This window comes from Sphingomonas sp. (assembly GCF_019635455.1).
GTDB lineage: Bacteria > Pseudomonadota > Alphaproteobacteria > Sphingomonadales > Sphingomonadaceae > Sphingomonas.
The window spans coordinates 59,492-72,611 of the sequence record NZ_JAHBZJ010000005.1; the positions used below are offsets into that span (position 1 = coordinate 59,492).

Consider the following 13,120-nt stretch of genomic DNA (forward strand, 5'->3'; position numbering starts at 1 on the left):
AGCGCTCCCATGGATGGAGGCTCCATTGCCCAAGCTCGCGCTCGATACAATCCCGCAGACCAACGCCACCGGCTATCCACCCGAATATGCGGCGGTGGTCGCGGGGCGCTGGTATCGCCGGCTCGCCCCGGCGGCGGGGCTGGAGGATTTCGGCGTGAGCCATGTGGTGCTGAAGCCCGGCGCCTGGTCCGCGCAACGCCATTGGCATACAGGCGAGGACGAACTGGTGGTGATGATCGCGGGCGAGGCGGTGCTGGTGGACGACGGCGGCGAGACGGTGATGCGCGCCGGCGATATCGCCGCCTTTCCCAAGAATGACGGCAACGGCCATGTCCTCCAGAATCGCGGGGAGGCGGATTGCGTGTTCGTCGCGATCGGTCGATCCGCCGAAAGCGCCTGTTACTATCCGGACATCGACATGCACCTGGCGCCGGGCGCCGGGTATCGGCGCAAGGACGGGTCCGCATTCTGATCGCGTCGCGCCATTGCCAATCCCTGTCCGGATCGCCTAGCGCCCCGGGCGTGATCGGAGACTTTCATCGTCGGGACCTGGCCGCATTGCGCGAGGCGGGTCGCTATCGCGCGCTGGCGCCGCGCACGGGGGTCGATTTCGCCTCCAACGACTATCTGGGCCTGGCCGGCGACCCGGCATTGCGCGCGGCGGTGACCGATGCTGCCGCGCGCGGGGTGGCGGTGGGATCGGGCGGCTCGCGACTGCTGCGCGGCAACGACCCCGAGATCGAGGCGCTGGAGGTCGAGGCGGCGGCGCGTTTCGGGTGCGAGGCCGCGCTGTATCTGTCGAGCGGGTTCGCCGCCAACACCGCGTTGATCGCGACCCTGCCGCAGCCGGGCGACCTGATCGTCCATGACGCGCTGATCCATGCCAGCGTCCATGACGGATTGAGGCTGGCACGGGCCGATCACGTCGCCGCGGCGCATAATGATGCGCAGGCGTTCGAGGATGCGATTTCGGCGTGGCGCGCGCGGGGCGGCACGGGGACCGCGTGGATCGCCGTGGAGAGCCTGTACTCGATGGATGGCGACCGCGCGCCGCTGGCGGAACTGGCCGCGATCGCGGACCGGCATGACGCGATGTTGCTGATCGACGAGGCGCATGCGACCGGCGTGTGGGGCGCGGGCGGACGCGGGCTTGCCGCCGGACTTGACGGGCGCGCGAATATTGTGACGCTGCGCACCTGCGGAAAGGCGCTGGGGTGCGAGGGCGCGCTGATCTGTGGCCCGCGGGTGATGGCGGATTTCCTGGTCAATCGCGCGCGACCCTTCATCTTCTCGACCGCGCCGTCCCCCCTGATGGCGGCGGCAGTACGCGCCGCGCTGTCGCTCGCGCTCGACGACCCGCAGCGGCGCGAGGCGCTGTTCCACCTGATCGCGCATGCCGAACGGGTGCTGGCGCCGCTTGGCGTGACCGTGACCGGATCGCAGATCCTGCCGCTGGTGATCGGCGAGGATCGGGCGACGATGGCGCGTGCGGAGGCGTTGCAGCACGCGGGATTCGACGTGCGCGGTATCCGTCCCCCCACCGTTCCGCCGGGGACGTCGCGATTGCGCATCTCGCTGACCCGCAACGTCGAAGCGGACGATATCGACCAGCTGGCACGGGCGCTGCGATGATCGTCGTCACTGGCACCGATACCGGGGTGGGCAAGACCGTCGCTTCGGCGGCGCTCGCCCACGCGCTGAACGCGACCTATTGGAAGCCGGTGCAGGCCGGGCTGGACGAGGAAACCGACCGTCAGGTCGTCGCGCGGCTGGCCGGGGTGGCGACGCTTGCCGAGGCGTATCGCCTGACCACCCCCTGTTCGCCGCATCTGGCTGCGGAGATCGACGGGGTCTCGATCGATCCCGCTCGCCTGACACCACCGCCGGGGCGGGTGGTGATCGAGGGTGCGGGCGGGGCGCTGGTCCCGCTGACCCGCGACCTGCTCTATGCCGATCTGTTCGCGCGCTGGGGCCTGCCGGTGGTCATCGTCGCGCGGACCGCGCTCGGGACGATCAACCACAGCCTGTTGACGATCGAGGCGCTGCGCAGCCGCAGTGTGCCGATCGCCGGCGTGCTGTTTTCCGGGTCGGAGGTCGCCGACAGCCAGGCGACGATCTGTGCGATGGGGGGCGTCCGGTCGCTGGGCCGGCTGCCGCTGCTCGACCCGCTGACCGCGACTGCGGTGCGGGAAGCCGCGTCCGGCCTCGATCTGGCGGGACTGGCATGACCTCGCCCGTCTGGCACCCCTTCACCCAGCATGGGCTGGACGAGCCGATCCCGCTGGTCACCCATGCCGAGGGCGCCGCGCTGTACACCGCCGACGGGCGGCGGGTGATCGACGCGATTTCGTCCTGGTGGGTGACGACGCACGGCCATCGCCACCCGCGCATCATGGCGGCGATCCGCGAACAGGCGGACCGGCTCGACCAACTGATCTTTGCCGGCTGGACGCACGAGCCGGCGGAGACGGTCGCGCGCGAACTGGTGGCGATGATGCCGCGCCCGCTCGATCACGTCTTCTTCTCGGACAGCGGATCGACCAGCGTCGAGGTGGCGCTCAAGATGGCGCTGGGTCATTTCGCCAATCGCGGCGAGGACCGCAGCCGCATCGTCGTGATGGAAAGCAGCTATCATGGCGATACCGTCGGCGGCATGTCGATCGGCGCGCGCGGCGTGTTCAGCCGCAGCTACGCCCCGTTGCTGTTCGATGTCGAACGGATCCCCTTTCCCGAACAGGATCGCGCGGCGCTGACGCTCGATGCGCTTGAGCGGGCGTGCATGGCGCGGCCTGCGCCGGCCGCGCTGATCGTCGAGCCGATGATCCTGGGGTCCGGGGGCATGCGCATCTACCGGCCAGGCGTGCTGCGTGCGATGCGGGACATCTGTGCCGCCCATGGCGTGCTGTTCATCGCCGATGAGGTGATGACCGGATGGGGCCGGACGGGCGCGCTGCTGGCGTGCGAATGGGCGCAGGTCGTCCCCGACATCCTGTGCCTCTCCAAGGGGCTGACCGGCGGGTCGCTGCCGCTGGCGGTGACGATGGCGAGCGGCGAGATTTTCGAATCGCACCGATCGACGGACCGGGCGCGGATGTTCTTCCACTCCTCAAGCTACACCGCCAATCCGATCGCCTGTGCGGCAGCGGCGGCGAACCTCGCGATCTGGCGCGAGGAGCCGGTGCGCGAGCGGATTGCCGACCTGGTCCGGCGCCAGACCGAAATGTCCGCACCGCTGGAACGAAAGGTCAACAATCTCAGACAGATCGGGACGATTGTCGCAATGGAGGTTCAGGACGCACAGGGCGCCTATCTCTCTGCACTCGGCCCGCGCCTGCTCGCCTTTTTTCGGGAGCGGGACGTGCTGCTGCGCCCGCTGGGCAACACCATCTACGTCATGCCGCCCTATTGCATTTCGGATGCCGACCTCACGCGCATCTATGCCGTGATCGGGGAAGCGGTCGCCGCCGTCGCTTAGGCCCGGATCAGGCGATCCCGCGATGGGATCGTGCGCCGACGCTGGCGGTTCGTCATTCGGTAAAGGCCGTGCTAACCATATCTTCGAGTCTGCGGGGGTGGCGGCTTGATCGTCCTGTTTCGAATTCTGGTTGCGGCGGCGGCGCTCACCTTTATCGGCTGGGCGGCACCGCTGACGCTGTCGGCGGCCCAGCCGCGCCCGCTGGTCAAGCGGATCGCCATCACCTTCGACGATACGCCGCGCGGGGCCGGCGCGTTCCTGACCCTGGAGGAGCGCGGGCCGAGGCTGCTGGCGGCGCTGGAGAAAGCGGGGGTGATGCAGGCTGCCTTCTTCGTCAATCCGGGTCGTATCCAGAGCCAGCGCGACGGCGCGCTGGTCCGCGCCTATGAGACGGCGGGGCATGTGCTCGCGGATCACACCTATACCCATCCGGGTCTGTCGCGGGTCAGCGCCGAACGGTTCCTTGCGGATATCGACAAGTCGCAGGCGTGGCTTCGCGAACGGCCGACCTATCGCCCCTGGTTCCGCTTTCCCTATCTGGACGAAGGGGGGCATGATCTGGCCAAACGCGATGCGGTGCGCGCCGGGCTGAAGGCGCGTGGCCTGACCAACGGCTATGTCACCTGCGACGGCTATGACTGGAACATGGAACGGCTGACGCTCGCGGCGAAGCGGGCGGGGCGACCCATCGACATGGCGGCGCTGCGCGACCTGTATGTCGAGACGCATGTCGGCGCGGCGGAGTTTGCCGACCAGTTGGCGGTGCGCGCGACCGGGCGGCATCCGGCGCAGGTGCTGTTGCTGCACGAGACCGACCTGGCGGCGCTGTTCCTGCCCGATATGGTCGCGGGGCTGCGCAAGGCGGGATGGACGATCGTCACCGCCGATGAAGCATATGACGATCCGATCGCGCGGCGCGATCCGGAGGTCGCCTTCGCCAACGGGACGCGGATCCAGATGCTGGCATGGGAAAAGGGTCTGAAGGGGTCGCGCTGGTATGATCGCACCGACGGCAAGCTGGCCGACCGGCTGTTCGAGGCGCGGGTGATGCATCCCGGGGCGGCGGCGGGGGCCGTGGGAGTGGCGGCGCAGTGAAATGGCTGATCGCCGTGCTGATGTGCCTGTTGCTCGCGCTGCCGGTCTCTGCCGAAAAGCGGATCGCGCTGACGTTCGATGACGTGCCGCGCCAGCCGGGCGGATTCATGGACGCCGATGCGCGCGCCGGGCGCCTGGTTCGCGCGCTGCGTCGGGCGGGCGTCAGGCAGGCGGCGTTTTTCGTGACCGTCGGCAATCTCGGTCAGCCGGGAACCGGCAATGGTGCTGCGCATATCGCCCGATATGTGCGGGCGGGGCATGTCATTGCCAATCACAGCTTTGCCCATCAACGGTTGAGCGGGATGACGGCGGCGGCGTATCTGGCCGATATCGACCGGGCGCAGGTGTGGCTTCAGGGCAGGCCGGGGCTGCGCCCCTGGTTCCGCTTTCCGTTTCTGGACGAGGGCGGTCGGGACAAGGCGAAGCGGGACGCGGTGCGCGCCGGCCTGGCCGCGCGCGGCCTGTCGAACGGATATGTGACGGCCGAAGCATCGGACTGGAACATCGACGCGCTGGCCAGCGCCGCGCGCCAGGCGGGCAAGCGGATCGATATGGCGGCGCTGCGCGACCTGTATGTCGAAAGCCATGTGGAGGCGGCCGAATTCTATGACGCGCTGGCGGTGAAGACGCTGGGCCGGTCGCCGGTGCATGTCATGCTGCTCCACGAAACCGATCTGGCGGCGCTGTTCGTCGGCGATCTGGTGCGGGCGCTGCGGGCGAGAGGGTGGCGAATCGTGACCGCCGACACCGCCTATGCGGACCCGATCGCGAAGCTGCGGCCGGACACGCCGGCGGCTCAGGGGACATTGACCGAGGCGCTGGCATGGGAAAAGGGGCTGCCCGCGCCCCGCTGGTATGCGCGCAACGACCTGCGCATCGCCGACCCGCTGTTCCGCGAGCGCGTGCTGGGGGAGGCGCCTGCGGCTACATCGGCTCCTGACGTCCCTTGAGTTCGTCCTCCACCACGCGCTGCTGTGGGGAGCCGTAGCGCGGCTTCGTGTCGCGGACGGAGCAGCCCGGACTGTCTTCGCAGATCCCGACGGCAAAGGTGTTCAGCCCCTCTGCGCTGGTGCAGGCCGCGAACAGCAGCAGCGGAGCGAGGACAAGAAGGCGCGGATATCGCATGGAAGGTCCCCCGGGTGTCGAAGGCCGATGCATGGCATGACGGCGCGTGCGGTTCTCCCGACGAATTCGGTCGCGGGGGATCGCATGGGGGCCGCTTTGCGCTAGGCGTGGTCGATACCGAATCAATGTTGCGAGAGGAATGAGATATGGCGCGCGTGGGGTTCATCGGCCTTGGCAACATGGGCGGCGGGATGGCGGCCAATCTCGCAAAGGCGGGGCATGATGTGCATGCCTTCGACCTGAGCGAAGAGGCGCTGGCGCGCGCATCGGCGGCGGGTTGCCTGGCGGTTGGCAGCGCGGCGGAAGCGGCGAAGGGCGCCGAGGCGGTGGTGACGATGCTGCCCGCCGGCCGCCACGTCACCCAGGTCTATGAAGAGAGCGTGTTCGGCGCGGCCCAGCCGGGCGCGATCCTGATCGACTGTTCGACGATCGATGTCTCGACCGCGCGGCGCAATGCCGATGCCGCTCAGGCGAAGGGGTTGCTGGCCGTCGATGCCCCCGTTTCCGGCGGCATCGCGGCGGCCGCGGGCGGGACGCTGACATTCATGGTCGGCGGCGGCGACGCCGCGTTCGAGAAGGCGGAGCCGTTTCTGTCCGACATGGGCAAGGCGGTGATCCATGCCGGCGGCAACGGTGCGGGGCAGGCGGCCAAGATCTGCAACAACATGCTGCTCGGCGCGACGATGGTCGCGACGTGCGAGGCGTTTCTGCTGGCCAGAAAGCTGGGCCTGGATCCGCAGACATTCTACGACATCAGTTCGGTGTCGTCGGGGCAGAGCTGGTCGATGACGAGCTATGCGCCGCTGCCCGGCGTGGGGCCGCAATCGCCGGCGGACAACGACTATGCGGGCGGCTTCGCGGCCGCACTGATGCTGAAGGACCTGAAGCTGGCGATGGAGGCGGCGGAGGGCGCGAACGTGGCGACCCCGATGGGCGCGCGCGCGGCCGAACTCTACACCAAATTCGCCGATCAGGGGCATGCCGGAATGGATTTTTCCGGCATCATCCGCATGCTGGAAGCCGGCGGCGAAGGCTGACCGTTACGGAACCGCATCCGCTTCAAGCCCGTTAGGGGGGTATGGATGCGGTCACCATTTTGTGGAAACAGCTGAACGCGATGTGGACGTCGGCGGTGGCGTCGGTGCCGATGCTCGTCATCGCTCTGGTCGTTCTTGTCATCACCTGGATCGTCGCGCGGTTCGCCCGAAGGATCGCCGACAGGCTGACCGCGCGCACCCACATGCGCGCCAGCCTGCAACAGCTGGTCGAAACGGTTGTCGGTATCGGCATCTGGGTGATCGGCCTGATGGTCGCGGCGACGATCGTGCTGCCGGGGCTGACTCCGGCCAGCCTGCTGGCCGGGCTGGGGATCGGCACGGTGGCGATCGGATTCGCGTTTCAGGACATCTTCCAGAACTTCCTCGCCGGCGTGCTCATCATGATCCGCAAGAAGATGCGGATCGGCGACCTGATCGAATGCGGCGATATTCTGGGCAAGGTCGAACATATCAGCCTGCGTGAGACGCATGTCCGCAAGCTTTCCAACGAACTGACGATCGTTCCCAATTCGAAGCTGTTCAAGGAACCCGTGCAGATCATCACCGACGAGGATGAGCGGCGGCACGAGATTGTGGCCGGCGTCTCCTACGACACCGATCTGGACGCGGCGCGCGAGGTGATCCTGGAGGCGGTGCGCAGCGCCGAGGGGGTGAATACCGACAAGCGGATCGACGTGTTCGCGCGCGAATTCAATTCGAGTTCGATCGATTTCACGGTGCGCTGGTGGGCCGGATCAAAGCCGATCGACATGCATCGCACCCGTGACGCGGTGATCCGATCGATCAAGCGCGCGCTGGATGACAAGGGAATCGAGATTCCGTTCCCCTATCTCACCCACACGTTCAAGGAGCCGATGCGCATCGCGCCCGAGCCGGACGCGATGCGCGAGGCTGCGGAATAGGCGTTACCGCCCGCCCGCGGTCGAGGACCCGGCGCAGCTGTCGCCCGGTCCCGCGTCGAGGTCGAGACACCGTCCGTCGATCCCGTCCTTCGCCACCGGAAGGCCGATGACGGCGGCGAGGGTCGGAAGGATATCGACCGTCTCGACGCTGAGCGGCTGTTCGAAGCCGGTCATGCCCTTTCGCCAGAACAGGATCGGCACGCGCCGGTCATAATCCCAGAAGCTGCCATGGGTCGCCACCGCGCCGCCGGGGACCGGAATCGGCGTGACCCGTGGCTTCAGCGCGACCACGAAGTCACCCGAGCGCGGCGGATAGAAGGACGCCTTTGCCCGGGTCAGCAGCGACCAGGTTTCCGGCGGGCCGACAGGTTCGGGAGCGGCCATGATCTCTGCCCGGGTGAACACGGCGGCGACCTGGGGATGGGCGCGATAGGCGGCGATCGCCGCCGCCTGCACCCTGGCCCGTTGTTTCGCGTCGAGCTTCGGATCGAGATAGATGTCGCCGAAATTGCCGCCCCAGAGCAGCCGCTGTCCGGTAAGTCCGAGTTTCGGGGCGATCCGTTCGCCCATCGCCTTCGCCGACAGGCCGATATCCGCGCGCGCCGCCTCCGGTGCGCCGTGCAGCCGGTTGCGCTCCGGCAGGTCATGGCCGCCATGATCGGCGGTCAGCACGACGACATAATCGACGCCGCTCGCATCGAGCGTGTCGAAGAAGGTGCCGAGTTCGCGGTCGAGGCTGGCGAGCTGAATGCACATCTCGGTGCCTTCGGTGCCATAGCCATGACCGACATAGTCGGTGGCGGAGGCGCCGACGATCAACAGATCGGTGGCCGGCCCGCGCCCCAGCTTCATCTCGTCGAACTCGGCGGCGGCGAGCGCCAGGATCGCGCTGTCGAATTCGGGCGAGGCGCGAAACGCATTGCGGTCGCCAGCCTCTCGCGCGAAGCGGCCGGTGCCGACGGTCCGGGTGCCGGCGGTGATCGCCTGATCGTGCGGCTTGCAGAAATCGGGCAGCTCGCGCGCCGGCTGGGCCAGGGCGATGCGATCGGCGATTGCGGTGTTGGCGCGCGCGACGATCGGCTGAACAGGCCGGTCGGCATAGCTCACGAAACTCTTGCCGCCCCACCACCATATCTGGTCGGGGACATGGCCGCCCATCATCACCGCCGCGCGATCCTTTCCGGCGACCGAGACGACGCGATTGGCCGGGTTCGCCGCCTTCATCCGGTCGCCCAGCGTCGGCACCATCAGATGGCGGGGCGAAACCGTATAGTTGCTCGACGTGCTGCCCGGCACGGCTTCATCCTCGGCGCAATAAACGGTTTTGTCCTCCCGCGCGCTTTTCACGTCGATCCAGTCATTGGCGATGATGCCGGTATGTGCCGGTCGGTTTCCGGTCAGGATCGTCGAATGGCCGGGGCAGGTTTCGGTTGCCGCATGGCTTTGATAGCCCGACGGGAACACGGCGCCCTTTGCCAGCCGGGCGAGGCCGCCGGTGAAGTGACTGCGATATTCCGCGAACAGGTCTGCGGAAAACTGATCGACCGAGATCGCGACGACCAGCTTGGGCGGCGGCGATGGTGGGGCGGGTGTGGTGGGAGCGGTTTCCTGTGCGGCAGCGGGGGCGGCGAGCAACAGGGCGGCGGCGAGCGTGCGAAACATCTTTCCTCCGGATGGCAAATCGAGCCGCCGCCGCTATGTTCCTTTCGCTTCGAAACGGCAAGGACGCGTGATGCGCAGATTGGGTTTCCTGTTGATCGCGTGGCTGTGCGCGCTGGCCGCGCCGATGGCGCATGCGCAGCAGCCGGAGACGAACAATCTGCGTGTCGCGCTGGTCGCGGAAACCGACGCGCCGGCGCCCGGCACGCGCGTCACCCTGGCATTCGTCGCCGATCCCAGGCCGGGCTGGCATGGATATTGGAAAAATCCCGGGGATGCCGGTCTGGAGACGCGGCTCGACTGGACCCTGCCAAAGGGCGTGACCGCCGGCGATCTTCGCTATCCGGTGCCGACCCGCCTGATGATCGCGGGGATCATGAATTATGTCTATAAGGGACCCTATACGCTGCTGGCCGATCTGGTCGTTCCGCAGGGCCTGACGCCCGGTACGTCGCTGCCGGTCGCGGTGCGTGCCGACTATCTCGTCTGTACCGATCAGCTGTGCGTTCCGGAGACCAAGCAACTCGCGATCCGGCTGACCGTGGGCGACGGATCGATCGCGCCGGATCGCCGTGCGCGGTTCGATGCGTGGCGGCAACGCCTGCCCCAGCCGCTGGGAAGCGCGGCGGCCTTCGCGATCGACAGGGATGCGGCGCGGATCGCCATTCCCTTTCCCGCCGACGCACAGCTTGGCGAGGACGCCTATTTCTATCCGCTCACGGCCGATGCGCTCACCTACGCCGCGCCGCAGCGCCTGACCCGCGACGGCGACCGGCTGTTGATCGAGACAAAGGCCGGTACGCAGCCCCCCGCCCGGATCGACGGCGTGCTGGCGACCGCGCCGCATCGCGGGCTGGCGGTTCACGCGGAGCGCGGCGCCGTGGCCGCCGGGAACGGGGGCGCGATCGACTGGCCGGCGGCGTTGACCGCCCTCGGCGGCGCGCTGCTGGGCGGGTTGCTGCTCAACGTCATGCCGTGCGTCTTCCCGATCCTGAGCCTGAAGGCGCTCAGCCTGGCGAAGAGTGGAGAGAGTGCGGGCCACGCCCGGCGCGAGGCGCTGGCCTATACCGCCGGCGTGGTGCTGGTGGTGCTGGCACTGGGCGGTGTGATGCTGGGCCTGCGTGCGGCGGGAAGCAGCGCGGGCTGGGCGTTCCAGTTGCAGGATCCGCGGGTGATCCTGTTCCTGCTGCTGCTGGTGTTCGCCATCGCGCTCAATCTGGCCGGGCTGTTCGAACTGATGCCGCCCCGTCTGGCCGGAAGGCTGGCGGGTGCCGGGTCGGGCGGCGCGTTCATGACCGGCGCGCTGGCCGCGTTCATCGCGACGCCCTGTACCGGACCGTTCATGGGGGTGGCGCTGGGCGCGGCGCTGGTGTTGCCCTGGGTCGCGGCGCTGCTGGTGTTTCTGGGCCTGGGCCTGGGGCTGGCGCTGCCCTTCCTGCTGCTCGGCTTCGTGCCGGCGCTGCGGCGCGCGCTGCCGCGACCGGGCGCGTGGATGGGCGGGTTTCGACGGCTGCTGTCGATCCCGATGTTCCTGACCGCGATCGCCCTCGCCTGGGTGCTGGGCGGGCAGACCGGAACGGACGGCATGGCGTTCGGGCTGATGATGGCGCTGGCGATCGGCCTGGTCCTGTGGGGCATGGGCCGCCGGCAGATACGCGGGCTGGGCAACGGGATCGCGCTGCCGATGTGCCTGGTCGTCGCGGCGGTCGGCATGTGGCAGATCGCCCGGTTCGAAGGGCCGGGCGCCGCTCGCGCGATGGCATCGGGGGCGGAGCCGTTCAGCGAGGCACGCCTCACCGCGCTGCGCGCACGGGGCGCACCGGTCTTCGTCTATTTCACCGCCGACTGGTGCGTGACGTGCAAGGTGAATGAAAAGGCGGTGATCGAGACCGATGCGGTGCGCAATGCATTCGCGGCGGGCGGGGTCGCCGTACTGGCCGGCGACTGGACGGACGGCGATCCGGCGATGGGCCGCTTCATTCAGCGGCACAACCGCGCGGGCGTGCCGCTCTATCTCTGGTATCCGAAAGCGGCGGACGAACCACGGGTCTTGCCCCAATTGCTCACACGGGGCATGTTGACCGCGCTCGCCGGGACTTGAGCACGCGCCGGGACGCGCCGCGCCATCGTGCCGACGACGAACGGACATGCGCGACCGCGCGTAGCGGACACCGAATGCGCTTTTCTCCCCCGTTATAGGGGGCGGGGGAGAGGAGAAGGCCGGGGACGCGTTCCCCGGCCTTTTTCCGTGAATGACGCGGGTGTGACAGCAACCCCCTTGTGCAGCGCAGCGAAGCGTTGCAGCATGGGAACCGCAAGGCGCTGTGGCGGTTGGAGGATGAATGGGGGAAACGAAGCCATTCGATGAAATCTGGGGACTTGGCGGTCCGGATGCGCCGCGCGCCGAATTCGCCGAACTCGCCCGATGGATGGACGAAACCTCCGAAGCCGAACTCTCTCGCCGACAGCAGGCCGCCGAAGCCACTTTCCGACAGCTGGGCATCACCTTCGCCGTATATGGCGACACCGACGCGAGCGAACGCATCATTCCGTTCGACATCGTGCCGCGCATCTTCATGCACGACGAATGGCAGCGCCTGTCCGAGGGGCTGATCCAGCGGGTCGAGGCGATCAACGCGTTCCTTGAGGATATTTACGGCGAGCGGCGCATCCTGCGCGAGGGGGTGCTGCCGCCCGAGCTGATTCTGAACAACGACCAGTTCCGCCCCGAAGTCGCCGGGATCCGGCCGCCGCACGGGATCTGGGCGCATATCTGTGGCATCGATCTGGTGCGCACGGGGCCGGACGATTTCTGGGTGCTGGAAGATAACGCCCGCACCCCGTCCGGCGTCAGCTACATGCTGGAAAATCGCGAGGCGATGATCCGCCTCTGCCCGGAACTCTTTCGCAGCTTTCGTGTCGCGGCGGTGGACAGCTATAGCGACATGCTGCGCGAGACCATGCGATCGGTGGTCCCGGATCAGGGCAACGCCCATCCGGTATGCGTCGTGCTGACGCCGGGCCATTTCAATTCCGCCTATTACGAACACAGTTTCCTGGCCGACACGATGGGGGTCGAGCTGGTCGAGCCGGCTGATCTGGCCGTCGATGACGACATGGTGTTCATGCGGACGATCGGCGGGCTGGTGAAGGTCGATGTCATCTATCGCCGCATCGACGACGATTTCCTCGACCCGCTGGTGTTCCGTCCGGATTCGATGCTGGGCGTTCCGGGACTCATCGCCGCGTACCGCGCGGGCAACGTCGCGCTGATGAACGCGCCGGGCAACGGCATTGCCGACGACAAGGCGATCTACAGCTACATGCCGGAAATCGTGAAATTCTATTCGGGCGGCGAGGCGAAGCTGCCCAACGTCCAGACATGGCGGTGCCGTGAGCCCGAGGCGCTTCGCTACACGCTCGACAATCTCGACAGGCTGGTGGTGAAGCTGGTCGATGGATCGGGCGGCTATGGCATGCTGGTCGGACCGACCGCCAGCCGCGAGGAGATCGAGAAGTTCCGCGCCGCGCTGGTCGCGGAGCCGCATCGCTATATCGCGCAACCCACGCTCGCGCTCTCGACCGTGCCGACGATGACCGAAAAGGGGATCGCTCCCCGCCATGTCGATTTCCGGCCGTTCGTGCTGACCGGGTCCGACGGCATTCGCGTCGTTCCCGGCGGGTTGACCCGCGTGGCGCTCCGCGAGGGATCGCTGGTCGTCAATTCGAGCCAGGGGGGCGGGACGAAAGACAGCTTCGTGCTGCTGCCCGAGGGGCGGCAGACCCAGTCGCAGGTGCAGTCATGA

Annotated in this window: 12 protein-coding genes; 10 read left to right on the forward strand and 2 right to left on the reverse strand. The window is 67.9% G+C overall.

What is annotated here, in order from left to right; all coding sequences use genetic code 11:
• The first annotated feature begins 25 nt into the window (after positions 1–25).
• The 6 genes from KF783_RS08055 to KF783_RS08080 all read left to right on the forward strand — a co-directional run bounded on the left by KF783_RS08055 (position 26) and on the right by KF783_RS08080 (position 5,520).
• Complete coding sequence (locus KF783_RS08055) at positions 26–472, forward strand: cupin domain-containing protein (RefSeq protein WP_294078349.1); 447 nt, start codon at positions 26–28, stop codon at positions 470–472.
• Positions 473–525: 53 nt separating this feature from the next.
• Positions 526–1,632, forward strand: coding sequence for an 8-amino-7-oxononanoate synthase (locus tag KF783_RS08060; protein ID WP_294078350.1), 1,107 nt, complete (start codon positions 526–528; stop codon positions 1,630–1,632).
• Positions 1,629–2,228 carry a dethiobiotin synthase gene (gene bioD, locus KF783_RS08065; RefSeq protein ID WP_294078066.1) on the forward strand — a complete coding sequence of 200 codons (600 nt, stop codon included), beginning with the start codon at positions 1,629–1,631 and terminating at the stop codon, positions 2,226–2,228. Before KF783_RS08060 ends, bioD begins: the two co-directional genes overlap by 4 nt.
• Positions 2,225–3,475 (forward strand): adenosylmethionine--8-amino-7-oxononanoate transaminase, encoded by a 1,251-nt coding sequence (locus KF783_RS08070; RefSeq protein ID WP_294078067.1) that lies wholly within the window; start codon positions 2,225–2,227, stop codon positions 3,473–3,475. The genes bioD and KF783_RS08070 overlap by 4 nt, the downstream gene beginning before the upstream one ends.
• A 105-nt stretch (positions 3,476–3,580) precedes the next feature.
• Positions 3,581–4,570, forward strand: coding sequence for a polysaccharide deacetylase family protein (locus tag KF783_RS08075; RefSeq protein WP_294078068.1), 990 nt, complete (start codon positions 3,581–3,583; stop codon positions 4,568–4,570).
• Entirely contained in the window at positions 4,567–5,520 is a 954-nt protein-coding gene (locus tag KF783_RS08080) for a polysaccharide deacetylase family protein (protein ID WP_294078070.1), read from the forward strand. The genes KF783_RS08075 and KF783_RS08080 overlap by 4 nt, the downstream gene beginning before the upstream one ends.
• On the opposite strand, the gene KF783_RS08085 is transcribed toward KF783_RS08080, so the two are convergent.
• Positions 5,495–5,695, reverse strand: coding sequence for a hypothetical protein (locus tag KF783_RS08085; RefSeq protein WP_294078072.1), 201 nt, complete (start codon positions 5,693–5,695; stop codon positions 5,495–5,497). The two genes, KF783_RS08080 and KF783_RS08085, sit on opposite strands and share 26 nt — an antisense overlap.
• A 146-nt stretch (positions 5,696–5,841) precedes the next feature.
• Here KF783_RS08085 and mmsB point away from each other — a divergent pair, with 146 nt between their 5' ends.
• The gene (mmsB, locus tag KF783_RS08090) at positions 5,842–6,732 is read left to right on the forward strand and encodes a 3-hydroxyisobutyrate dehydrogenase (RefSeq protein ID WP_294078074.1); all 891 of its coding nucleotides are present in this window, start codon (positions 5,842–5,844) and stop codon (positions 6,730–6,732) included.
• Between the two features lie 41 nt (positions 6,733–6,773).
• Positions 6,774–7,655: a mechanosensitive ion channel gene (locus KF783_RS08095; protein ID WP_294078075.1), complete on the forward strand. Its 882-nt coding sequence runs from the start codon at positions 6,774–6,776 to the stop codon at positions 7,653–7,655.
• A 3-nt stretch (positions 7,656–7,658) separates the two neighbouring features.
• Here the strand turns inward: KF783_RS08095 and KF783_RS08100 are convergent, their stop codons facing one another.
• On the reverse strand, positions 7,659–9,317 hold the full coding sequence (locus KF783_RS08100; RefSeq protein WP_294078077.1) for an alkaline phosphatase family protein: 1,659 nt from the start codon (positions 9,315–9,317) through the stop codon (positions 7,659–7,661).
• A gap of 70 nt (positions 9,318–9,387) precedes the next feature.
• Between KF783_RS08100 and KF783_RS08105 the strand changes: the two genes are divergently transcribed.
• Positions 9,388–11,415 carry a protein-disulfide reductase DsbD domain-containing protein gene (locus tag KF783_RS08105; RefSeq protein ID WP_294078079.1) on the forward strand — a complete coding sequence of 676 codons (2,028 nt, stop codon included), beginning with the start codon at positions 9,388–9,390 and terminating at the stop codon, positions 11,413–11,415.
• Between the two features lie 241 nt (positions 11,416–11,656).
• Complete coding sequence (locus KF783_RS08110; RefSeq protein WP_294078081.1) at positions 11,657–13,120, forward strand: circularly permuted type 2 ATP-grasp protein; 1,464 nt, start codon at positions 11,657–11,659, stop codon at positions 13,118–13,120.